This window comes from Streptomyces sp. HNM0574 (assembly GCF_012726235.1).
GTDB lineage: Bacteria > Actinomycetota > Actinomycetes > Streptomycetales > Streptomycetaceae > Streptomyces.
On record NZ_JAASAH010000003.1, the window covers coordinates 24954 to 47806 of the forward strand.

A 22853-nucleotide genomic window follows, 5' to 3' on the forward strand; every position below is an offset into this window, starting at 1 on the left:
TCAGCCGGTGACCGACTCCTCCCCGTTCTCGATGTGGCCCATCAGCCGCCGCCGGAAGCTGTCGTCCCCCTCGACGGTCAGCAGCAGGTCGTACCAGCCGTGGGCGCCGCGCGTGGCGTGCGCGATGGTCCGGGTGCTGCCCGCGTCCACCCGGAGCCGCCGCGTCTCCGCGTCCCGCCCCTCGGCGTACGCCTGCGGCACGCAGCTGAGCGTGCAGGCGCGCGCACCGGTGTTGACCACCGTCAGATGGATCTCGCGCCGGTCGCCGTCGATGTACGTGCCGACCTTCAGCCCGGCCGCGGCGCCGTCCGCGCTGCCCGCGAACTCGCGGCGGAAGCCGTTCGGCCCGGTCACCGTGAAGCGGTGGACGCCGTCCCGCACCGGAACCTCCACCTCCGTCTCGCCCTTGGCCCGCACGTCCCGGTGCAGCGGGCGCTCGTACTCGCCCTCGTACGGGTAGAGCGTGAAGTGCGTGCTCTCGGTGCCGCTGTTGCGCAGCCCCAGCCGGAAGCGGCCGCCGTCGGGGTCGTACGCGCCGTCGGCGTCGGGCCGGTACGGCAGGGCGCGGGCCGGGCGGGTGCCGGGCTCCTGTGCGGGCATCCGCTGCTCGGCGGGCGGCTTCGGCTTCCAGCGCTCGGTGAACGGCGGGACCTCGCCGGGCTGTTCGGTCTCCGGCTGACGGCGGCCGCGGGAGAAGTCGAAGGCGGCGGTGAGGTCGCCGGTGACGGAGCGGCGCCAGGGCGTGATGTTCGGCTCGCGCACGCCCGTCCACTTCTCCAGGAACCGGATGATCGAGGTGTGGTCGAAGACCTGGGAGCAGACGTACCCGCCGACGCTCCACGGGGAGATCACGGTCATCGGCACCCGCATGCCCAGCCCCGTCGGCCGCTCCTGCCACCACTCGTCGGCGCCTTCGGGATCGTCCTCGGCGGGGGCCGGGGGCGGGACGTGGTCGAAGAAGCCGTCGTTCTCGTCGAAGGTGAGGAAGAGCGCGGTGTGCCGCCAGACGTCGGGGTGGCGGCCGAGCGCGTCGAGGACCTTGTACACGAAGTGGGCGCTCTGCACGGGCGAGGAGCCGCCCGGGTGCTCGCAGTCGACGGTGGCGGGCACCAGGTAGGACACCTCGGGCAGCTCGCCCGCGGCGACGTCGGCGGCGAACGCCTCGGCCGTGGTGCCGGGTTCGCCCCGGTGCAGGGCGCGGTCGAAGAGGCTGCGCTCGGCCTCGGTGAGCGTGGCCAGGCCCTTCTTCAGCCGGGCCGACAGGTCCGCGCGCCCGGCCTCGTCGGCCTCGGCCATCTTCCCGTAGAACGCGGTCATGTTCTCCGCGCCGTCCACCTCGGCCAGGGCCTTCGCGCCGATCGTCTTGAAGCTCGCGAAGAACTCCAGGTTGTTGTCGGTGAAGTTGTCCCACTCCTGGTACACCCGCCAGGAGTGCCCGGCCTCCTCCAGCCGCTCCGGGTACGTCGTCCAGGAGTAGCCGGGGTGCGTGTCCTCCGCGTAGCAGTCGTTGTTGACGGCGCGGCCGCCGCCGTCCGGCTCGAAGCCGGTCCAGCCGCTGACCAGATGGTTCCGGTTGGGGCTGGTGGAGGTGTGGATGGACGAGTGGTACGCGTCGCAGACGGTGAACGTCTCGGCCAGCTCGAACTGCAGCGGGATGTCCCGCCGTTCGTAGTACGCCATCGTCGCGGCCGTCTTCGCCGTCACCCAGCGGTCCGACCAGCCGCCGTGCCAGGCGGTGCCGCCGCCGGCCCAGGAGTGGTCCAGGTCGCTGATGTACTGCAGGTCCTGACGCTGCTTCTCGGCCGCCTCCCGCACCGGGAACGGCAGCACCGTCCCGGCGCCGAGCGCGCCCGGCTGCTCGAACACGCTCCGCCCGCCGGGGATTTCGACGGCGTTGCGGTCGCCGAAGCCGCGGACGCCGCGCAGCGTCCCGAAGTAGTGGTCGAAGGACCGGTTCTCCTGCATCAGGATCACCACGTGGCGGATGTCCGCCAGTCCCCCGGCGCCCTCGCCGGGCCGCTGCTGTGCCATCGCCTGCCGCAGCGAAGGCGGCAGCAGCGAACCGGCCGCCGCCGCGCCCGCGGCTCCCGCGCCCAGCGCCAGCATCCGGCGTCTCGATATCTCCCAGCCCACCTGTGCCTCCCGGCTCGCCCAAGATCCCCCGAACCGGACGGGAAGCTACGCGCTCACGGTGACCGGCGGAAGCCCCGCACCCGAAGCCTCGGTGAACAGGCGTCCGTTTCTTGCCGGTTGACCCGGAAATTCGGCGCGGGAAACGGCCGGGAAGCGCCGGCGGAAAAGGCCCGCCGGCGCTTTCCGGCAGGACCGGCGACCCCTAGGACAGGTTCCGCATCTCGTCCGCGAGTGCGGCCCGCAGCACCTTCCAGGAAAGGTCGGAATGGGTCTCGAACCAGTTGTGGTCGTGCGGGAACTTCTCCTCGATGTACTCGAATTCGTTGCGGGACATCGGCCCGGGAACGACCTCGTCCATCCCCGTCTCGTCCTCGTTCAGATAGACGTGGAAACTCGCCGCGAAATCACCGGTGTCGTTCAGCAGGTCGTCCTTCTGCCATGCCGGGCCGCCGTCCAGTGGGCAGTACACCTTGTGCACCGCGTACTGGCTCCCGGACAGCCAGGCGCAGCGGCCCGGCGTGAGCGTCACCAGCCCGCGCTTCTCCGCGTCCCAGTCCAGCTCCTCGTACGACATGACGTCGAGCTGACCTGCGAGGCAGTAGATGATCCCGGTGGTGTTGCCGTGCGAGTGCATCGGCGAGAAGTGCTGCGCGGGCCAGATCTCCAGCACCACGGGGGAGCCGATGTTCTGCTCCTCGGGGACGTCCGCCACGTACCCGTGCCGGACCACCTGGTCGTCGAAGTCGCCCTTTCCGGTGCAGGCCACGCGGATGTAGGGCGGGTGACTGTCGTCCTTCTCCGCCTTCGCCTTGAGGATGTGCCGCAGCAGCCGGTCCTCGCCGCCCGGCGGGGTGGGCTCCAGCAGCCGGCGGATGCCCTGCACCTCCCAGGCCGCCAGCCGCATGTGCTCGGCCTTGCGTTTCAGGTCCATCACGGCGGGCGGGACCATGAGTTGCCGGGTGTACTCGTCGAAGGACGACGCCTGGTCGATGACGAGTGCGGGGCTGAGCGTCTCGGCGGCGATACGGAGCCGGTGTTCCTCCTCCCGCGTGATGTAGAAGGGGTGCGCCGGCTCGGCCGCTTGGTTTCCGTCCTCGTTCCGGTTGATTTTCGGTGAAGTCACGGATTTCCTCTCACTGTTGAACATCCGCGTATTTCGCGGGAGCGCTTCCGACGGACAGTCAATCGGCCGTGCGCGGTGCTGCCATGTCCCTGTTCGGGTGACGTACGGGGTGTGCGGCGAGGGCGAATCGTTTGCCCTTCGCGAGACTTCGCGGGCACGCGGAGATCCCGTACGGGCCCGTTCCCCACGCCGCCGCGGCACGTGTACGGCCGTGCGGGGAGGGGGAGTTCACCAGGCGTCCGTGTGCTTCCCCGGTACGCGCGGCCGCGCGCCCGGCGTACGCGTCCGCCCCAGCGACGAAGGAGTCAGCACCCCATGCGGCACACCCCCAGACCAGCCGTCCCCGGCGCACCCCGAAGGACCCGACGGTGAGGCGCCCCGCACCCCCGGGACGCGGCCGTCTCCGGCACGCCCTGCTCGGCGGCCTCGCCGCGGTCGCGGTGGCGACGACGATGCTGCCCGCCGCGGCCGCCCAGCCGTCCGGGCCCGCGAGCGCGGCCGGAGCCCAACGGGCCGCCGCCACCTCCGAAGCCGCCTCCGGCGCCGCCTCGGACGGTGCGAGGAAGAAACGTGCGCACACCGACGTGCTGTTCATCGGCGCGCACCCGGACGACGAGTTCCAGTCGCTGTCGACCTTCGGCCAGTGGGCGGAGAAGCGGAAGCTCAGCACCGGCGTCGTGACGATCACCCGCGGCGAGGGCGGCGGCAACGCCGTCGGCAACGAGGAGGGCGCCCCGCTCGGCATGCTCCGCGAGGCCGAGGAGCGGGAGGCCGTCCGTCTGGCCGGCGTCCGGAACGTCTTCTACCTCGACAAGCCGGACTTCTGGTACACCCTGTCCGCGCCGCTGACCTCGAAGGTCTGGGACCGGGAACCCTCCCGCAAGGACACCCTGGAACGCCTCGTGCGGCTCATCCGCGCGACCACGCCGAAGACCGTCGTCACCATGGACCCGCGCCCCTTCGACCAGCACGGCGGGCACCAGCTCGCCGGACGGCTGGCGACCGAGGCGTTCGAACTGGCCGGGAACCGGAAGGCGTTCCCCCACCAGATCACCAAGGAGCGCTACAAGCCCTGGCAGCCCTCCGGCCTCCTCGCGCAGAACTGGCGCTTCCAGGGCCCCAGCGGCAAGTCCTGCGCCACGTCCCCGCAGCGCGACGAGGCCAGCGGGCTGCCCGTACGCGGCTGGTGGGGCGGCGTCGAGTCGCGGAAGCACCGGACGAGCTGGGCTCAGGTGGAGCGGGACGCGCAGCGCAAGTACGTGTCACAGGGCTTCGGTTCCGTCCCCGAGAAGGTCACCGAGGAGGAGAAGCAGCAGTGCGACTGGTTCACCGTGCTCGCCGAGCACGGGAAGCCGGTCAAGGCGAAGGCGGAGCCGCAGTCCGGACTGAAGCCGGTGTACGCGGAGTTCGCCCGCTGGGCCCGTGACGTCGGCATGCCCTGGCTCGCCAACAAGGCCCAGCCGGACTACCCGGAGCGCCCCGGCACCACCGTGCCGATGGCGGCGCACGCGCCCGCCGTCGACGGCAAGGCCGGCGAGGGCGAATACCCGGGCGACCCGGTGCGGCTGGACCACTGGCAGGGCGAGAAGTGCGCGACCGCGCAGGACTGTTCGGCCGAGGCCCGGCTGTCCCACCACGGTGACGCGCTGTACGCCCTCGTCCACGTCACCGACGACAAACAGGGCACGAAACTGGGCGCCGACGACTGCAAACGCCACTGGCGCACCGACTCCGTGGAGCTCGCCCTCGACCCGAAGGGCACCTCCGACGACACCTCCACCGTCTTCAAGACCGGCCTGCTGCCCTTCACCGACCCGCGTCCCGACTCGGCGGACGCGGGCGGCCCCTGCGCCGCCCGCGACGCCGACAACCGGCAGGGCCCCGCGGCCAGGACGGCGCCCGGGCTCGAAGTCGCGTCCCAGGTGACGAAGCCGTACAAGGGCTACACGGTCGAGGTGAAGATCCCGTACCGCGTCCTCCCCGCCACCGTCGACCCCACGCGGCTCACGGCGAACGTGATGGTCTACGACTCGGACACCGACGACAAGACCGGCCAGACCCGCCTCGCCTGGGCCACCTTCGGCAGCGCCCAGGCCGACCCCTACGTCTGGGGCCGCACCCCCCTCCTCGGCGCCGCACCCCCGGCCGTCTCCCCGTCCCCACCGGACATCCCCCTGGAAGCGGCGAAAAGCATCGACTCCCCCGCCTCCGTCAAACAGAGCAAACGCACCGGCGTCCCCCTCGCCGGCGGCCCCAGAGCCTGAGACAGCACAACAGACGGCCCCGGCAAGTCGCCGGGGCCGTCGGGGTGTTGGAGGAGCGCACCTACGGCGTCGCCGTGTTCAGTGAGGTGTGGTTCCACCAGCGTTGGGTGCTGACGGTGAAGGTGAGGGGGGCGGCGTCGCCGCCGGAGCGGGGCTTGACGGTGCCGCTCTGTGCCGACTTCGGTTCCATCGGGCTCTTCGTCTTCAGGTACGGCTTCTCCGGGATGGCGGGGACGGTGACGAGCGGGACGCCGTCGAGCAGCGTCTGCGTGGGCGCCTGGCCCTTGACCTTCACGTCGGTCACGCTGATCACCTCGTCCCAGTGCTCCTTCTTGACGAGCTTGTGCGCGAGGAAGGTCTCCTCCGGGGTGCCGAAGAGCAGCCCCGTGTACTTCTCGGGGTACGCCGCGTTCGTCTCGGTGTCCTCGAAGTACCGGACGGCATCGGGGAACTTGACCGTGGCCTTGACCTCCTTGCCGTTGCCGTCCTTCAGCCGCGTGAACGTCCGCTTCTGCTCCTTGTCCACGGTCACGCGCTCCAGGTACACCTCCATCGAAGTGCGCTTCCCGTCCCGGATGTCGATGAGCGGGAACTCCTCCGCGGTCAGCATCGAGTAGTAGTACGCGAACCCGCCGGGCTTCTCCTTGTGCAGGTCCGTCAGGTACGCCTGCTTCGCCGCCTCCGGCTCCATCGTGATCGACAGCACCGCCTGGTAGGCGTGCGCCGGGACCTTGAACAGCGACAGGTGGTAGGCGACGAGGTGCTTCTCCCCCAGCAGGATGAAGCGGTGCTGGTGCTTGAGGGGGTCGTGGTCGTGCTGGTCCGTCATGTCTCCTCCTCGGAGCGGTCGTGGGTGGTCAGACGGGTGCGGGCAACTCGCCCGCGACGGCGCCCTGTCGGCGCCGCCAGAACAGGTGGCGGGACCAGCGGCGCTCCTGCGCGTGCACGAGCCGGTGCCCGTGCAGGTAGGCGTCGAAGGTCTCCCGCACCCGGCCCGCGTACTCGGCCGCGGCCCCGGAGTCCCCGCCGAGCAGGCCGTCGACGGCCAGGCCCGCGGACAGCCCGGTGTAGAGCGCGGTGAGGACGCCCTGCGAGGAGAGCGGGTCGAAGGCCGCCGCCGCGTCCCCGGCCGCCGTCCACCCGTCCCCCGTCACGGGGTCGAGGCGGGCGGTGTGCGCGGGGCCGCGCCGGGGTTGCGCCCCGGCGGGGACGGCGCGGCCCGCGGCGCGCGCGGCGACGTGCCGGGTACCGGCCAGCCGCCGCAGCAGCGCGGCCCGGGTGGAGGCGGTGGCGGACGGCAGGTCGGGGTCGGTGAAGTACGCGACCATGCGGCCGCCTTCGGGCCGCGGCGCCGTGTACCACCAGCCGTCGGCCACGGACTCGACCAGCGAGCACCGCTCCCCGGCGCCCGGCGGCCCGTCCCCCTGCGCCGGGCCGAGCGCGAGGTGCAGGGCGATGAGCCGGTCGTGCCGGACCCGCCGGGCCCCGGCCCGCGTGGCGAGCGCGGCCCGCCGCCCGGTCGCGTCGACGATCCACCGGCACCGGACGGCACCGTCCCGCTGCGGAGCGCGGGTCCCGTCCGGGCCGGTCGCGCTCAGCGGGGCGTGCCAGCCGCCGTCCGGCAGCCGGTGCGCCCGGCCGACGGCCCGCCGCTCGCGCACCTCGACGCCCGCGGCGCGCGCCGCGTCCCGCAACTGCCGGTCGAAGACGGGCCGTTCCAGGTGCCAGCCGTGGCCCCAGGGGTCGCGCACGAAGTCGACGGACTCCAGCCGGCCCGAGCCCCAGGCCGAGAGGTTGGCGTAACAGGGCAGGTGGCGGGCGTCCAGCGCGGCGGCCGGGACGCCCAGGTCGTGCAGCAGCAGCCGCGCCGCGGGGACGAGCGACTCCCCCGTCTTCGGCGGCCCCGACCCCGCGTCGGCGAGCAGGACGCGGCGGCCGGCGCGCTGGAGCGTCAGGGCCGCGGCCGCTCCCGCGGGGCCGCCGCCCGCGACGAGCACGTCGTACTCCTCGCGGGCGGCGGCGCCCGGCCGGGCCGGTGGCGGGACGGCGGTCACCGGGCCTCGTGGAAGGGGTCGACCTTCTCGATGTACCCGGCGGAGATGTGGTCCTCGTCGACGCCGAGCTGCTCGGCGACCCGATCGACGGCGTCGGAGACGATCTCACCGTCGGAGGAGCGCGGCGTTCCGCCCGCCTCGGGGACGTGCACGTTGATCAGGTTCTGGTAGTAGGGGGCGGGCGGCAGGTCCGGCTTGGACTCCACCTGGATCTTCTTGGGGAACTTGCCGTCCCCGACGACGTAGTCCCGCACCTCGACAATGCCGAGCTTGTGCCACTTCTGGATCATCTCGTTGATGCCCTTGGGCTTCTCCTTGGACAGGAAGCGCAGCCACACCGCCCGCCGCTCGAAGGCCGTTTCGCGCTCGTCGTCGCCGCCCGCCGCGTTGACCTTGTTGAAGTCCTCTTCCGTCAGCACCTGGTTGGGCACGCTCGCGGGCCAGAACGCGGGCAGGTACGGGCTGTAGCGCGGGCCGACCTTGGCCGCCAGCTCGTAGCCGGAGCGGCAGCTCGCGGTGTCGGTCTGCCAGGGCACGGCCATCCAGCGCGTCAGGTCGCCGGGGCCCTGCGGGCCGAGCGGGCCGCGCGCGGAGAGCGCCTTGCCGGGCGTGAGCCGGTCGCCGTAGTCCGGCTCACGCTCCGTGCGGTGCTTGATGCGGAACGGCTCGCTGTACATCGTGTCGTGCCGGATCGGCCAGGTGACCTCGCAGCCGGGGTGGAAGGCGTCGGCCAGGCAGTAGTCCAGCGCGGCCCTGTCCAGGATCGCCGGCTGCTCCTTGAGCGGGACGTCGCTCAGCTTCTCGTAGTGCTGCGTGAGCGATTCGGTGACGAAGTGACCCTCCGCCCATTTCGCGAGCATGTCGAACTGGGCCGGGGACAGCATCAGGTTCTGGTACTCGCTGCGCGGCGGTACGGCCATGCCGTCGCCGTACAGCCACGGCCAGGGCATGGGCGAGACGCCGTCCCGCGCGTAGTCGCGCATCGACTCGTAGACCTGGCGCCGCTGTTCGCGGTGCTGCGGCTTCGGGCTGGAGAGCTCCTTGCGGAGCCGGTCCTCGGTGAAGTCGTACGCGCCCTTCCAGCCGAACTGGGTGGCGAAGCCGTGATTGACCCACTGGTGCTCGGTGAAACGCCGGAGAATCGGCTCGATGTGGTCGGCGTAACTGATCTGCTGGGGCGGGGCCAGGCCCCAGCCGTTTCCGGCGAACAGGTCGTAGAGGCAGTCGTAGAGCGTCCGGATGGACTTCACGTCGGGCGCGTAATTCGGCGGGCCGACGACGACCCAGGCGGGCTCGACCGGGATGTTTTTGCCACCGATGACGACATCGGCCCGCACCGGCCCGTCCGAAGTGTCGTCGTACCACCAGTCATTGTTGGCGAACGTGGTGAGCGGCTCGCCGGTCTTGAACGCGGCCGACTTTCCCTTTCCGCCGAGCACCAGAAGCGCGTTGTCCGGCCCGTCGTCGATGCGGAGCTCGCCGAGGTACACGTCCTCGGGAAGGTTGTTGATCTTCCCAAGGAATTTCTGCGGACCGTCGCCCTTCTTGATGGTCTTCTTACCGGGACGGATCTCCAGCTGCTTGCGGTCGCCCGTGTACTTCTGATTGCGACGGCCGTACTGGTAGTCGTAGAGCCGCTGACCGTCCGGAGTGTCCAGCGCGAGGTGGAACTGGTACCAGGCGGCCTTCTTGTTGGCCACCTCGACGTGCCAGGTGATGGTGCCGTGCGGGCCGCTGTCGAAGCCCGGGTCCAGGTCGGAGGCCGGGGTGATCTCCCCGACCACCTTTCCGTCCGCGTTGTAGCCGTACACCCGGAAGCGGGCGGCCTGGCGCTTGATGGCCCCGTTGGCGTCCTTGTAGAAGCCGGGCTGGGCGGCGGGCGCGTCCGGCACCTCGGGCCCGTAGAAGAATTCTTCACTGTTCCCGACCCGCGCGATTCCGATGGCGGGGTGGATTTTCGCGTAGGCGATCTCGTCGCTCAACGGGGACATCTCCCAACTGCTCTGGCATTCCCGGGAATTCCGCGTGCACTGACCGTCCGGACACACACATCGGGCATGCGCACGCACGCCCGTTTCGCCGGACCGACGGACGGGAAGCTAACACGGCATTCCGCACCCGGAGCCGGGAGAGAAACGCGAACTGCGGGGCGGGGAAACCGTCTTGGGCAGCGCGCACTCTCCCCGCGAGAGCCGGGCGAGGGAATCACCGCTGGGCCGAAAGAGCCCCGCCGTGGATTTATCTACGCCACCGACCGGCGAAACGGTTTACCGCCCGGAGAACACCGGACGCGAAACGGGGAACCGTATTTCACTCAAGCGCCCCAGCGCCCGCCCCGGGGAAACAGAAAGGGCGGGACCGGCTCACCGGTCCCGCCCTTCAGCGGTGTTGACGACGGGGCCGCGCCCCGCCGGCGTCAGCCCTCGACGCCGAGCTTCTCCAGGATCAGCTCGCGCACCCGCGCCGCGTCCGCCTGGCCACGCGTGGCCTTCATGACGGCGCCGACGAGCGCGCCCGCGGCCTGCACCTTGCCACCGCGGATCTTGTCCGCGATGTCCGGGTTCCCCGCGATGGCCTCGTCGACGGCGGTGCCGAGCGCACCCTCGTCCGAGACGACCTTCAGGCCGCGCTTCTCCACGACCTCGTCCGGGGTGCCCTCACCGGCGAGCACGCCCTCGATGGTCTGCCGCGCCAGCTTGTCGTTGAGGGAACCCTCGGCGACGAGCGCGCAGAGCCGGGCGACCTGCTCGGGGGTGATCGGCAGATCCGCGAGGTCGGTGCCCTCCTCGTTGGCGCGACGGGCGAGTTCGCCCATCCACCACTTGCGGGCCTGGTCGGCCGGGGCACCCGCGTCGGTGGTGGCGACGATCAGGCCGACCGCACCGGCGTTGAGCACCGACTGCATCTCGTGCTGGGAGATGCCCCACTCCTCGCGCAGCCGGTTACGGCGCACGCGCGGCAGCTCGGGCAGACCGGCACGCAGCTCCTCGACCCACTCACGGGACGGGGCGACGGGGACCAGGTCCGGCTCGGGGAAGTAGCGGTAGTCCTCCGCCTCTTCCTTCACGCGGCCCGAGGTGGTGGAGCCGTCGTCCTCGTGGAAGTGCCGGGTCTCCTGGATGATCTCGCCGCCGGAGCCGAGCACGGCCGCGTGCCGCTGGATCTCGAAGCGCGCCGCACGCTCCACGCTGCGCAGCGAGTTGACGTTCTTCGTCTCGCTGCGGGTGCCGAACTTCTCGACGCCCTTGGGGCGCAGCGAGAGGTTCACGTCGCAGCGCATCTGGCCCATCTCCATGCGCGCGTCGGAGACGCCCAGCGCCTTGATGAGCTCGCGCAGTTCGGCGACGTACGCCTTGGCGACCTCGGGGGCCCGCTCGCCCGCGCCCTGGATGGGCTTGGTCACGATCTCGATGAGCGGGATGCCCGCGCGGTTGTAGTCCAGCAGCGAGTGCGAGGCGCCGTGGATGCGGCCGGTGGCGCCGCCGATGTGCGTCGACTTGCCGGTGTCCTCCTCCATGTGCGCGCGCTCGATCTCCACGCGGAAGATCTCGCCGTCCTCCAGCTGCACGTCGAGGTAGCCGTCGAAGGCGATCGGCTCGTCGTACTGGGAGGTCTGGAAGTTCTTCGGCATGTCCGGATAGAAGTAGTTCTTCCGGGCGAAGCGGCACCACTCGGCGATGTCGCAGTTCAGCGCGAGACCGATGCGGATGGCCGACTCGACGCCGACGGCGTTGACGACCGGCAGGGCGCCGGGGAGGCCGAGGCAGGTCGGGCAGGTCTGGCTGTTCGCGTCCGCGCCGAGCTCCGTCGCGCAGCCGCAGAACATCTTTGTCTTGGTGCCGAGTTCGACATGGACCTCCAGGCCCATGACGGGGTCGTAGTCCGCCAGCGCGTCCTCGTACGACACCAGGTCGATGACCGTCACAGAAAACTAACCTTTCTCAGTTCCGCGTCAGTGGTCCGCGAGAACGTCGTCCGAGTCCAGGTGCCGCAGCTCCCGGACGAGGAGGGCGACCCCGGTGACGATGCCGGCCGCGGAGACGGCGACATCGACGAGCTTCAGGGTGTCGCCTTCCTTACGGGCTTCCTTGGCGCGCTTCACGGTGCCGACGGCGCCGAAGAGCGAGCCCGCGATCGACACGTACAGCCCTGCCCTGGAGTGCTTGAACCCCTTGGCCTTCTGCAGCTTTCCACTCACAGCGACGGTGCCTCCTCAAGCAGCGGATGGCCCCAACGTGCCTCGAAGGCGGCCTCGACCGCCGCACCGACACGGTAGAGCCGGTCATCGGCCATGGCGGGGGCGACGATCTGGAGCCCCACGGGCAGCCCGTCCTCGGGGGCGAGACCGCACGGGATCGACATGGCGGCGTTCCCGGCCAGGTTGGCCGGGATGGTGCACAGGTCGGAGAGGTACATCGCGACCGGGTCGTCGGCGCGCTCGCCGATCGGGAAGGCGGTGGTCGGCGCCGTCGGCGAGACGATGACGTCGACCTGCTCGAAGGACTTCTCGAAGTCCCGGGCGATGAGCGTGCGCACCTTCTGCGCCGAGCCGTAGTACGCGTCGTAGTAGCCGGAGCTGAGCGCGTAGGTGCCCAACATGACGCGGCGCTTCACCTCGGGGCCGAAGCCCTCCTCGCGGCTGAGCGCCGTGACCTCCTCGGCGGAGTGCGTGCCGTCGTCACCGACGCGCAGGCCGTAGCGCAGGGCGTCGAACCGGGCGAGGTTCGAGGAGCACTCGGACGGCGCGATCAGGTAGTACGCGGAGACGGCCTTCTCGAAGGACGGGCAGGACAGCTCGACGATCTCGGCGCCCTGCTCGCGGAGCAGCTCGACGGACTCGTCGAAGCGCTGCATCACGCCGTCCTGGAAGCCCTCGCCGCGGAACTCCTTGACCACGCCGACCCGCAGGCCGCGCACCTGGCCCTCGCGCGCGGCGCCGACGACGTCCGGGACGGGCTGGTCCACCGAGGTGGAGTCCAGCTCGTCGTGGCCGGCGATGACGGCGTGCAGCAGCGCGGCGTCGAGCACCGTGCGGGCGCAGGGGCCGCCCTGGTCGAGGGAGGAGGAGAAGGCGACCATGCCGTACCGGGAGACGGCGCCGTACGTCGGCTTCACGCCGACCGTGGCCGTCATGGCGGCGGGCTGGCGGATGGAGCCGCCGGTGTCGGTGCCGATGGCGAGCGGGGCCTCGTACGCGGCGAGCGCCGCGGCGCTGCCGCCGCCGGAGCCGCCCGGGATGCGGGTGAGGTCCCACGGGTTGCCCGTCGGGCCGTAGGCGCTGTTCTCCGTCGACGAGCCCATGGCGAACTCGTCCATGTTGGTCTTGCCGAGGATGACGACGTCCGCTTCCTTCAGCTTCTTCGTCAGCGTCGCGTCGTACGGCGGGATCCAGCCCTCGAGGATCTTCGAACCGACCGTCGTGGGCACGCCCTCGGTGGTGAAGATGTCCTTCAGCGCGAGCGGGACGCCGGCCAGCGGGCCCAGCTCCTCGCCGCGTTCGCGCTTCTCGTCGACCGCGCGCGCCTGCGCGAGCGCGCCCTCGCGGTCGACGTGCAGGAAGGCGTTCACCTTCTCGTCGACGGACTCGATCCGGGCGAGGTGCGCCTCGGTGACCTCGACGGCGGTGAGCTCACCGCTCGCGATCTTCGCCGCGGTCTCGGCGGCGGTCAGCTTGATCAGGTCGGCCATCTCGCTCAGTCCTCTCCCAGGATCTGCGGCACCTTGAAACGCTGCTGCTCCTGCGCGGGGGCTCCGGAGAGCGCCTGCTCGGCCGTCAGGCCGGGCCGGACGGTGTCCGGGCGCATGACGTTGGTGAGCGGCAGCGGGTGGGAGGTCGGCGGTACGTCCTCGTCGGCGACGTCGGAGACGGATGCGACCGCTCCGATGATGTCGCCGAGCTGTCCGGCGAAGTGCTCCAGCTCTTCGTCCTTCAGCTCGAGACGCGCCAGCCGGGCGAGGTGGGCGACCTCCTCGCGCGAGATGCCAGGCATGCAGCGATCCTCTGGGGGTGAGTGGCGGATTGTTCGGTGCAATCCTATGGCTCCGCCACCCGTGTCCGCGAAGGGCTGTGGACAACCGCCCGGCTGTGGACGGCGCGGTCCCTCCTCAGGGTGGCCGCGCGCCCCGCGAAGGCGGCTACCGGACGGGCTGCCAGCCCGGCGGCCGGTTCGCTCCCGGCCTGCCCGGCAGGCCCCTGCCGGGCAGCGGTCCGGGCCCGCTCCCGCCGTCGCCGTACGGTCCGCCCGCGCCCTCCTCCGGGTGCCGGGCGCCGCCCTGGCCCGGGAGCGCGGAGGGCACGTACGCGCCGGGGATGCCGTAGGGGCCGCGCACGCCGTACTCCCCGGGCTCGCCGGAACCGCCCTGGCTGCCGCCGCGGCTCCCGTTGCCGTTGCCGGTTCCGGTGCCGGTGCCCGTTCCGGTGCCGGTCCCGGTGAGGCCGCCGTACGGGCCCGGGCCGCCGGTGCCGCCGGGCCCGCCCGGGAGGGCGTTGCCCGGGACCCGCCTGCCGGGAACCGGGCCGGTGCCGTGGCTCTGGCTGTGGCTCTGGCTGTGGCCCTGCCCCGAGGCGGAGCCCGGGCGGGCGCCCGGGACGGAACCGGAGCCCGGGGCCGAACCGGAACCCGTGCCCGTGGCGGGCGCGGAGGGGCCCGGCTCCAGGGGCCGGTCGGCGCCGCCGCCCAGGAAGGCGGCGACACCGTCGCGGGCGCGGAGCCAGGCCGTGGTCTCCTCCGGCGGCATCGCCGCGGCGACGAGCCAGCCCTGGACCGCGTCGCAGCCCAGGTCCCGCAGCCGCTCCCAGGTCTCGTCGTCCTCGACGCCCTCGGCGACGACCAGCAGGCCGAGGGAGTGCGCGAGGTCGATGGTGCAGCGGACGATCTCGGCGTCCTCGGCGTCCACCGCGAGGCGGGCGACGAAGGAACGGTCGATCTTCAGCTCGCTGACCGGGAGCCGCCGCAGGTGCACCAGCGAGGAGTAGCCCGTGCCGAAGTCGTCCAGCGACATCTTCACGCCGTGCCCGGTGAGCCCGGCGAGGGTGTCGGCCGCGCGCTGCGGGTCCTCCAGCAGCACGTGCTCGGTGATCTCCAGCTGGAGCGCGCCCGGCGGCACCCCGTGCCGGGCCAGCCGCCCGGCGACGGCGCCGGCGAAGCCCGGGGTGTGCACGTCGCGCGGCGAGACGTTCACCGCGACGGGGACGGTCAGCCCGCGCGAGCGCCAGTCGGCGACCTGCGCGAGCGCGGTCTCCAGGACGTACTCGGTGAGCCGGGGCATCAGGCCCGAGGTCTCGGCTATGGCGATGAACTCGTCCGGGGGGACCCGGCCGCGCTCCGGGTGCACCCAGCGCACCAGGGCCTCCAGGCCGGAGACGACGCCGTCGAAGCCGACCTTGGGCTGGTAGTGCAGTTCGACCTCGCCCGCGTCGAGCGCGCGGCGCAGGTCGGCGAGGAGGCCGAGCCGGTCGGGGGTGTTGCCGTCCCGGGTGGCCTCGTACACCTCGACGCCCGAACGGTCGCGCTTGGCCTCGTACATGGCGACGTCGGCGCGGCGGAGCAGGCCCTCGGCCTCGTGCGCGTGGTCCGGGAACACGGAGACGCCGGCGCTCGCCTCGAGCACCAGCGTCAGCCCGTCCAGGTCGAGCGGTGAGCCCAGCGCGGAGACCAGGCCGCGCGCGACGCGCTGCGCGCTGGTCGTCGAGTCCACGACGGGCAGCAGCACGGCGAACTCGTCGCCGCCCAGCCGGGCCGCCTCGGCGCCGCGCGGGAGCGCCGTGCGCAGCCGTTCGGCTATCTGCAACAGCAGCCGGTCGCCCGCGAGATGACCGAGGGTGTCGTTGACCGAGCGGAACCGGTCGAGATCGATGAGGACGAGGGCGGAACGCGCTCCCGTCCGGTCCGCCTCGTCCAGTGCCGACCAGGTGCGCTCCAGCAGCCACTGGCGGTTGGGGAGGCCGGTGAGCGGGTCGCGCAGCTGTTCCTCGGCGCGGGCGCGGGCGATCCACAGGGTGGTGTCGAGCGCGATCAGCGGCACCGCGAACAGCGGGAGCAGCACGGACATGTGCAGCGCGACCACCGCGATCAGCGGCGAGATGCCGAGCAGCGCGATGCCGACCAGGCCGTGCCGGAGCACGGAGGTGCGCAGCGCGGTCGGCAGGCCCGTCTGGCGCGGTGCGAAGGAGAACCACAACAGGGCGCGGGTGACGAGGAGATAGGCGGCGGAGGCCAGCACGATCTGCGGCACGGCGAGCAGGTTCCAGGCGCCCGGGTCCCAAGGGTGTTCCACCGAGGGGGTGTTGCCGAAGGCGGCGAGGACGAGCGCGGCCGAGCCGGTGCCGAGGATGTCGACGGAGCCGTGCACCACGGCCTGCCGCCAGCGGTGCCTGCGCGCGGCGCCGACGAGGGCGACGACGGCGAGGCTGACCAGGACGGCCGGTACCCAGCCGTACAGCAGCAGGATGGCGAGGGTCAGCGCGGCGCCGGAGCCGGTGCCGCCCCACCAGCGGTCGCGGCCGAGCGCGACGAGGTGGCCCACGATGATTCCGGTCAGTACCGCGAACGACCAGCCGGCGGCGCCGTCCGGGAACAGTGCCCAACCGCCGTACAGGGAACGGAAGATGCCCGTGCCGAGCGCGAGCACCGCGAGCGCGGCGACCAGCAGCGGCAGCCCCGGCACGTGCACCGAGGCGACGCGCTGGAACCACGACACGTCCTCGGGGGCGCCGGTCTGGCCCCCCGTTCCCGGGCCCGCGGGCGCGGGTGCACCGCGCGCGGTGCCGCCCGTCGCCGCGGCACGTCCGCCGGCTGTCTCGGCGGACAGGCGGGGGTACGGGGGTCGTGCTCCCCCAGGGGTTTCCTGCATGCCCGACCCTCTCGCTGCCGTCCGTGCCCGCCCTTCGCGTGCACAGACCCCTTCCCGTGCACAGGCTTCCGCTTCAACAGTAGGACGCGGAAGGCTGCGAGGGGCAGCGATCGGCCGTGGTTGCCTGAATGCGATGGTCGCGATCCAGCCCCGCGGAGCGAGAACAGCCCCCTCCTGTGCGGATTCTGTGCGAATTGTCCCGCGGTGAATTCTGCGGTGTGCGGGACGGACAGAGAACACCGTTGCACAGGAGGGGACTTCGGGGCACGGATTCCGCTCCACTCGCCCCTACTCTTCGGCGGAACCTTCCTCCGAGGTGTCGAGTGCGGCCTCCCGCGCGGCGTCCGCACCTTGGCCGAGCAGCACCCCGAGGCCGTCGTCGTCCAGAATCGGCACCTTCAGCTGCACGGCCTTGTCGTACTTGGACCCGGGATTGTCACCGACAACCACGAAACCGGTCTTCTTCGAAACCGATCCGGTGACTTTCGCCCCGCGGCTCTGGAGTTCCTCCTTCGCCCGGTCCCGGGTGTACGTCGCGAGGGTGCCCGTGACGACGACGGTGACGCCCTCCAGGGGACGCGGGCCCTCCTCGCCGGCGGACTCCTCCTCCATCCGGACCCCGGCGACCCGCCAGCGCTCGACGATCTCGCGGTGCCAGTCCTCCGCGAACCACGCCTTGAGCGAGGCAGCGATCGTCGGGCCGACGCCCTCGGTGGCCGCCAGCTCCGCCTCGTCCGCCTCCGCGATGCGGTCCAGCGAGCGGAACTCGCGTGCCAGCGCCTCGGCGGCGACCGGTCCGACGTGCCGGATCGACAGGCCCGTGATGATCCGGGCCAGCGGGCGCTCCTTCGCCGCCTCGATGTTCTCCAGCATGGCGAGGGTGTTCTTGCGCGGCTCGCCCTTCTGGTTCGCGAAGAGGGTGACGATCTTCTCCTCGCCCGTCTTCGGGTCCCGCTTGGGCAGTCCGCTGTCCGGGTCCAGGACGTACGCCTTGATGGGGAGCAGGTCCTCCACCGCGAGGTCGAAGAGACCGGCCTCGTCCCGCAGCGGCGGCTCGGCGGGCTCCAGCGGCTGGGTCAGCGCGCTGGCCACGACATAGCCGAAGTGCTCGATGTCCAGGCACTTCCGGCCCGCGAGATAGAACAGCCGCTCGCGCAACTGGGCCGGGCAGGAGCGGGCGTTGGGGCACCGCAGGTCGATGTCCCCCTCCTTCATCGGCCGCAGGCCCGTGCCGCAGTCCGGGCACTCGGCGGGCATCACGAACTCGCGTTCGCTGCCGTCCCGCAGATCCGCCACGGGGCCGAGGATCTCCGGGATGACGTCGCCCGCCTTGCGGAGCACGACCGTGTCCCCGATGAACACGCCCTTGGACTTGACCACTTCCTGGTTGTGCAGCGTCGCGAACTCGACCTCCGAGCCCGCGACCGTCACCGGCTCCACCACCGCGTACGGCGTGACCCGGCCGGTGCGGCCGACGCCGACGCGGATGTCGACCAGCTTGGTGTTCACCTCCTCCGGCGCGTACTTCCAGGCGATCGCCCAGCGCGGCGCGCGCGAGGTGGAGCCCAGCCGGCCCTGGAGCGGGATCTCGTCGAGCTTGACGACCACGCCGTCGATCTCGTGCTCCACGGAGTGCCGGTTCTCGCCGTAGTAGGCGATGAACTCCCGTACGCCCGCCAGCCCTTCGACCACCCGGTTGTGCCGCGAGGTGGGCAGGCCCCACTCGCGCAGCAGGTCGTAGGCGTGCGAGAGGCAGTCGATGTCGAAGCCCTCGCGGGCGCCGATGCCGTGCACCACCATGTGCAGCGGGCGGGTGGCGGTGACCTTCGGGTCCTTCTGGCGGAGCGAACCGGCCGCCGCGTTGCGCGGGTTGGCGAACGGCTTCTCACCGGCCTCCACCAGGCGCGCGTTCAGCTCCTCGAAGCGCTCCATGGGGAAGAAGACCTCGCCGCGCACCTCGACCAGCTCGGGGACGCGGTCGCCCGCGAGCCGCTCGGGGATGTCGGCGATGGTGCGGACGTTCGGCGTGATGTCCTCGCCCGTACGGCCGTCGCCCCGGGTCGCGGCGCGGGTGAGGCGGCCGTGCTCGTAGGTGAGGTTCACCGCGAGGCCGTCGACCTTGAGCTCGCACAGGAAGTGGCTCTCCACGCCCGCGAGTTCCCGCGCGACGCGCTCGGCCCACTCGGCCAGCTCCTCGTCGTCGAAGGCGTTGTCCAGCGAGAGCATCCGCTCCCGGTGCTCGACCTCGGTGAACTCCGTCTCGTACTGCCCGGCCACCTTCTGCGTCGGCGACTCGGGCGTGACCAGCTCCGGGTACTCCGCCTCGACGGACTCCAGTTCGCGCAGCAGCCGGTCGAACTCGGCGTCGCTGACGACCGGGGCGTCCTTCACGTAGTACCGGAAGCGGTGCTCCTCGATCTCCTCCGCCAGCCGCTTGTGCCGCTCCCGCGCCCCGGCGGGCGCGGTCGCCTGGTGCGCGCCCTGTTCTCCAGCCAGTCCACCAGCCACCGTCGTGTGGTCCTCTCAGTTGGCCCGCGCAGAGTCAGGCACGTCGTCAACGGGTCACTCAGGGTTGTCGGCGAGGGATCTCGCCGCCCGGACGCAGTGGGCGAGCGCCGCGCGCGCGTAGCCCGGGGACGCGCCCGCGAGACCGCATGCGGGCGTGACCACCACCGACTCCGCGAGCAGCCCCGGAGAGAGCCCGAGCCTGCGCCACAGCGTCCTGACCCCACCGACGCTACCGGCCGGGTCCGACAATGCCCCCGCGTCCTGCCCGTCCCCCGGCACCACACCGGCGAAGAGCGTCGTCCCGCCCTCCACGGCCTCGCCGAGCAACTCGTCCTCACCCTCGGTGAGCAACGAGGCGTCGAAGGAGATGCCCGCGACGCCCGCCCTGCGCAGCAGCGCGAACGGCACGCCGGGGGCGCAGGAGTGCACCACCACGGGCCCGTCGTGCATCCCGACCAGATCCCGCAGCGTCCCCTCGACGACCGCGCGGTCGACGGCCGGGTACGTGCGGTAGCCGCTGGCCGTGCGGACGGTGCCGCGCAGCACCGACGTCAGCGAGGGCTCGTCGAGCTGGAGCACCGGGCTCGCGCCCGGCACCCGCCGCCGCACCTCGGCGAGGTGGCCGCGCAGCCCCTCGGCGAGCGAGGCCGCGAGATCCCGGCAGGCGCCCGGATCACCCAGCATGGCCTCGCCGTTGCGGCGCTCCAGCGCGGCGGCGAGGGTCCACGGGCCGACGGCGGAGATCTTCAGCGGGCCCTCGTAGCCCTGGGTGAACTCCTCCAGCGCGTCCAGGTCCTCGCCCAGCCAGGCACGCGCGCGGCGGGTGTCCCGGCCGGGCCGGTCGCCGATGCGCCAGCCGCTGGGCTCCACCCTCGCGTACATCTCGACGAGCATCCCGGCCGTGCGCCCGGTCATGTCGGCGCCGGGCCCGCGCGCGGGCAGCTCCGGCAGGTACGGCAGCCGCTCCAGGCTGCCGGTGACGGTCTTCGCCGCCTCCCGCGCGTCCCCGCCCGGCATCGACCCGACACCAGTGGCGGCGGCCGCGCCCCAGGGGGAGCGCGGTGCGCCGGGACCGGCCGGGGCGCTCATGCGGAGGGCCGGACGGAGAGGTCGGTGACCTCCGCGTCCCGGGGCAGGTCCAGGGCCATCAGCAGGGTCGTCGCCACGGACTCGGGCTCCATGTACGCGTCCGCCTGGTACGCGCCGCCCTCCTGGCGGCGCACCTTCTCCTGCATCGGCGTGGCCGTGCGGCCCGGGTAGACGGTGGTGACGCGGAGGCCGTTGGCCGCCTCCTCGCCGCGCAGCGAGTCGGCGAGCGCCTTCAGCCCGTGCTTGCTCGCCGCGTACGGGCCCCACTGGGGCTTGGCGGCCAGCCCGGCACCGGAGTTGACGAAGAGCACGTGGCCCTTGGCCAGGCGGAGCTGCGGCAGCAGCAGGCGGGTCAGTTCGGCGGGGGCGAGCAGGTTGGCGGTGAGCGTGGACTGCCAGACCTTGGTGCCCAGTTCCGCGACGGTGCCGAGCTCGACGACCCCGGCGACGTGCTGGAGCGAGTCGAGCCGGCCGGGCAGCTCCTGGTGGCTCAGCGCCCAGGAGAGGCGGTCGGGCTCGGCGAGGTCGCCGACGAGCGTACGCGCGCCCTCGAAGCGCTCGGCGAGCTCCTTCGCGCGGCCCGCGTCACGGGCCAGCAGCCAGGTCTCGTCGCCGCGTTCGAGGAGGCGCCGGGTGAGGACGGCGCCGATGCCGGAACCCGCACCGGTGATCAGATGTGTTGCCATGCGGTCCATTTTCGCGCAGCCGCGGACCGTGCCGCGCCTCCGGTCCGCCCCCGGTGACCGCCCCGCGGGAACATTCGCGCCCCGTGCGGGGTTCCACGGCCCACGGGTTCTTCCGCGCGGGCCGCGATGAATCGGCGGCGCGGAAGGGGTCTGCACTCTCGACGCTCCCGTCGAAGGGGCGGGGGCGAGTTCCCTGGGAGGGCCGTATGCCTGCTCCGTCCCCCGGCTCCGCGCCCCCGCCGCCGCTCGCGATCTCCACCAGCGGGCTGGTGAAGTCCTTCGGCGGCACCCGCGCCGTGGACGGCGTCGATCTCGCCGTCCCCGCCGGCACCGTCTACGGCGTCCTCGGCCCGAACGGCGCGGGCAAGACCACCGCGGTGAAGATCCTGGCCACGCTGCTGCGGCCGGACGCGGGACAGGCCCGCGTCTTCGGCCACGACGTGCTGCGCGAGCCCGACGCCGTACGCTCCCGGGTCAGCCTCACCGGCCAGTACGCCTCCGTCGACGAGGACCTCACCGGCACCGAGAACCTCGTCCTGCTCGGCCGGCTGCTGGGCCACACCCGGCGCGCGGCGCGAGCCCGCTCGGAGCGGCTGCTGGACGCCTTCGGGCTCACCGAGGCCGCGAACCGGCAGGTCAAGAAGTTCTCCGGCGGTATGCGGCGGCGGATCGACATCGCCGCGAGCATCCTCAACACCCCCGACCTGCTCTTCCTGGACGAGCCGACCACCGGGCTGGACCCGCGCAGCCGCAACCAGGTGTGGGAGATCGTGCGCGCCGTCGTCGCACAGGGCACGACGGTGCTGCTGACGACCCAGTACCTGGACGAGGCCGACCAGTTGGCGCACCGGATCGCGGTGATCGACCACGGCCGGGTCATCGCCGAGGGGACGCCGGGCGAGCTCAAGTCGTCCATCGGCGCGGGCTCGGTGCACGTCCGGCTGCGCGACGCGGCGCAGCGCGGCGAGGCGTCCCGGCTGCTGGAGCGGCTGCTCGGCTCGCCGGTGCGCCCGGCTGCCGACCCGGCCGGGCTCAGCGCCCGCGTCTCCGGGGACGGCACCGCCCGGGGCGCCGCGGAGCAGGCGGCCCGGGCGCTGCGCGAGCTGACGGCGGCCGGCGTCCGCGTCGACGACTTCGCGCTCGGCCAGCCCAGCCTGGACGAGGTCTTCCTCGCCCTCACCGACCGCACCGCGTCCGACGGGCCCGGACGCGCCACGGACAGCACCCGGGAGCCGACGTCATGAGCAGCACTGAAACCGGAACCAGGACCGTGGCCGGTCCCGTCGACGGGACCCCGCGCGAGGCGCCCGGGAGCGGCGCCGCCGGGCAGCTCGCCGACGTCCTGGTCGCGACCGGACGTCCGCACCGGCCCAGCGCGTTCGCCGCCTCGGCGGCCTTCGGCTGGCGGGCCGTGCTGAAGATCAAGCACGTCCCGGAGCAGCTGTTCGACGTCACCGTCTTCCCCGTGATGATGACGCTGATGTTCACCTACCTGCTGGGCGGCGCGCTCGCCGGTTCGACGGGCGACTACCTGCAGTTCCTGCTGCCCGGGATCATGGTGATGAGCGTCGTGATGACGACGATGTACACCGGCGTCTCGGTCAACACCGATATCGGGAAAGGGGTGTTCGACCGGTTCCGCACGCTGCCGATCTGGCGCCCCGCGCCGATGGTCGGCTATCTGATCGGCGACGCCTTCCGGTACACCACGGCCTCGCTGGTGATCCTCGTCGTCGGGCTCGTCATGGGCTACCGGCCGGAGGGCGGGGTGCCCGGGGTGGCGGGCGCGATCGTGCTGCTGGTGGTGTTCTCGTTCGCGTTCTCGTGGATCTGGACGATGTTCGGGCTGCTGCTGCGCTCGGAGAAGTCCGTGATGAGCGTCGCGATGATGGTGCTGTTCCCGCTCACGTTCCTGAGCAACATCCTGGTCGAGCCGCGGACGATGCCGGGCTGGCTCCAGGCGTTCGTCGAGGTCAACCCCGTCACCCGGCTCACGGCTGCGGTGCGGGGGATGGCCTCGGGCAGCTGGGACACGGCCGAGATCACCTGGACGCTGGTCGCCTCGGCGGCCCTGATCGCGGTCTTCGGCAGCCTCACGATGCGGCTCTACAACCGCAAGTGAGCCTCCGCGGGCCGGAGTCCA

Annotated in this window: 15 protein-coding genes and 1 pseudogene; 3 read left to right on the forward strand and 13 right to left on the reverse strand. The window is 72.2% G+C overall.

The window, feature by feature from the left end; all coding sequences use genetic code 11:
• Window positions 1–2133, reverse strand: coding sequence for a phospholipase C, phosphocholine-specific (locus HCC30_RS06920; RefSeq protein WP_169441454.1), 2133 nt, complete (start codon window positions 2131–2133; stop codon window positions 1–3).
• 202 nt (window positions 2134–2335) lie between these two features.
• Window positions 2336–3256: a hypothetical protein gene (locus tag HCC30_RS06925; protein ID WP_169441455.1), complete on the reverse strand. Its 921-nt coding sequence runs from the start codon at window positions 3254–3256 to the stop codon at window positions 2336–2338.
• Between the two features lie 368 nt (window positions 3257–3624).
• On the opposite strand from HCC30_RS06925, the gene HCC30_RS06930 reads away from it, so the two are divergent.
• Window positions 3625–5520 (forward strand): sugar-binding protein, encoded by a 1896-nt coding sequence (locus tag HCC30_RS06930; RefSeq protein WP_346776526.1) that lies wholly within the window; start codon window positions 3625–3627, stop codon window positions 5518–5520.
• 61 nt (window positions 5521–5581) lie between these two features.
• Here HCC30_RS06930 and HCC30_RS06935 read toward each other — a convergent pair whose 3' ends face one another.
• From HCC30_RS06935 to HCC30_RS06985, 11 genes and pseudogenes are all read right to left on the reverse strand, one after another.
• On the reverse strand, window positions 5582–6349 hold the full coding sequence (locus tag HCC30_RS06935) for a hypothetical protein (RefSeq protein WP_169441456.1): 768 nt from the start codon (window positions 6347–6349) through the stop codon (window positions 5582–5584).
• 28 nt (window positions 6350–6377) lie between these two features.
• The gene (locus HCC30_RS06940) at window positions 6378–7574 is read right to left on the reverse strand and encodes an FAD-dependent monooxygenase (RefSeq protein ID WP_169441457.1); all 1197 of its coding nucleotides are present in this window, start codon (window positions 7572–7574) and stop codon (window positions 6378–6380) included.
• Window positions 7571–9565 (reverse strand): LodA/GoxA family CTQ-dependent oxidase, encoded by a 1995-nt coding sequence (locus HCC30_RS06945; RefSeq protein WP_169441458.1) that lies wholly within the window; start codon window positions 9563–9565, stop codon window positions 7571–7573. The genes HCC30_RS06940 and HCC30_RS06945 overlap by 4 nt, the downstream gene beginning before the upstream one ends.
• A gap of 425 nt (window positions 9566–9990) precedes the next feature.
• Entirely contained in the window at window positions 9991–11499 is a 1509-nt protein-coding gene (gene gatB, locus HCC30_RS06950) for an Asp-tRNA(Asn)/Glu-tRNA(Gln) amidotransferase subunit GatB (RefSeq protein ID WP_169441459.1), read from the reverse strand.
• Between the two features lie 27 nt (window positions 11500–11526).
• On the reverse strand, window positions 11527–11772 hold the full coding sequence (locus HCC30_RS06955) for a hypothetical protein (RefSeq protein WP_169441460.1): 246 nt from the start codon (window positions 11770–11772) through the stop codon (window positions 11527–11529).
• Window positions 11769–13262 (reverse strand): Asp-tRNA(Asn)/Glu-tRNA(Gln) amidotransferase subunit GatA, encoded by a 1494-nt coding sequence (gene gatA / locus HCC30_RS06960; RefSeq protein ID WP_169441461.1) that lies wholly within the window; start codon window positions 13260–13262, stop codon window positions 11769–11771. Before gatA ends, HCC30_RS06955 begins: the two co-directional genes overlap by 4 nt.
• A 5-nt stretch (window positions 13263–13267) precedes the next feature.
• Window positions 13268–13564 (reverse strand): Asp-tRNA(Asn)/Glu-tRNA(Gln) amidotransferase subunit GatC, encoded by a 297-nt coding sequence (gene gatC, locus HCC30_RS06965; protein ID WP_169441462.1) that lies wholly within the window; start codon window positions 13562–13564, stop codon window positions 13268–13270.
• Window positions 13565–14273: 709 nt separating this feature from the next.
• Window positions 14274–16427, reverse strand: a pseudogene (locus tag HCC30_RS06970) (bifunctional diguanylate cyclase/phosphodiesterase); the annotation flags it as partial.
• A 288-nt stretch (window positions 16428–16715) separates the two neighbouring features.
• Window positions 16716–18923 (reverse strand): NAD-dependent DNA ligase LigA, encoded by a 2208-nt coding sequence (gene ligA, locus HCC30_RS06975; protein WP_169441838.1) that lies wholly within the window; start codon window positions 18921–18923, stop codon window positions 16716–16718.
• A 66-nt stretch (window positions 18924–18989) separates the two neighbouring features.
• Window positions 18990–20024, reverse strand: a complete 1035-nt coding sequence (locus HCC30_RS06980; RefSeq protein ID WP_169441464.1) for a methionine synthase — start codon at window positions 20022–20024, stop codon at window positions 18990–18992.
• Window positions 20021–20710, reverse strand: coding sequence for an SDR family oxidoreductase (locus HCC30_RS06985; RefSeq protein ID WP_169441465.1), 690 nt, complete (start codon window positions 20708–20710; stop codon window positions 20021–20023). Before HCC30_RS06985 ends, HCC30_RS06980 begins: the two co-directional genes overlap by 4 nt.
• Window positions 20711–20916: 206 nt before the next feature.
• On the opposite strand from HCC30_RS06985, the gene HCC30_RS06990 reads away from it, so the two are divergent.
• Complete coding sequence (locus tag HCC30_RS06990) at window positions 20917–21954, forward strand: ATP-binding cassette domain-containing protein (protein WP_169441466.1); 1038 nt, start codon at window positions 20917–20919, stop codon at window positions 21952–21954.
• Complete coding sequence (locus HCC30_RS06995) at window positions 21951–22832, forward strand: ABC transporter permease (protein WP_169441467.1); 882 nt, start codon at window positions 21951–21953, stop codon at window positions 22830–22832. The genes HCC30_RS06990 and HCC30_RS06995 overlap by 4 nt, the downstream gene beginning before the upstream one ends.
• The last annotated feature ends 21 nt before the right edge of the window (window positions 22833–22853 follow it).

Bases quoted from the DNA above. Each gene is read 5' to 3' on its own strand.
- HCC30_RS06990 (WP_169441466.1), top strand. From the start codon at position 20,917: ATGCCTGCTCCGTCCCCCGGCTCCGCGCCCCCGCCGCCGCTCGCGATC.
- HCC30_RS06985 (WP_169441465.1), bottom strand. From the start codon at position 20,710: ATGGCAACACATCTGATCACCGGTGCGGGTTCCGGCATCGGCGCCGTC.
- gatA (WP_169441461.1), bottom strand. From the start codon at position 13,262: ATGGCCGACCTGATCAAGCTGACCGCCGCCGAGACCGCGGCGAAGATC.
- HCC30_RS06995 (WP_169441467.1), top strand. From the start codon at position 21,951: ATGAGCAGCACTGAAACCGGAACCAGGACCGTGGCCGGTCCCGTCGAC.
- gatC (WP_169441462.1), bottom strand. From the start codon at position 13,564: ATGCCTGGCATCTCGCGCGAGGAGGTCGCCCACCTCGCCCGGCTGGCG.
- HCC30_RS06935 (WP_169441456.1), bottom strand. From the start codon at position 6,349: ATGACGGACCAGCACGACCACGACCCCCTCAAGCACCAGCACCGCTTC.
- HCC30_RS06945 (WP_169441458.1), bottom strand. From the start codon at position 9,565: ATGTCCCCGTTGAGCGACGAGATCGCCTACGCGAAAATCCACCCCGCC.
- HCC30_RS06980 (WP_169441464.1), bottom strand. From the start codon at position 20,024: ATGAGCGCCCCGGCCGGTCCCGGCGCACCGCGCTCCCCCTGGGGCGCG.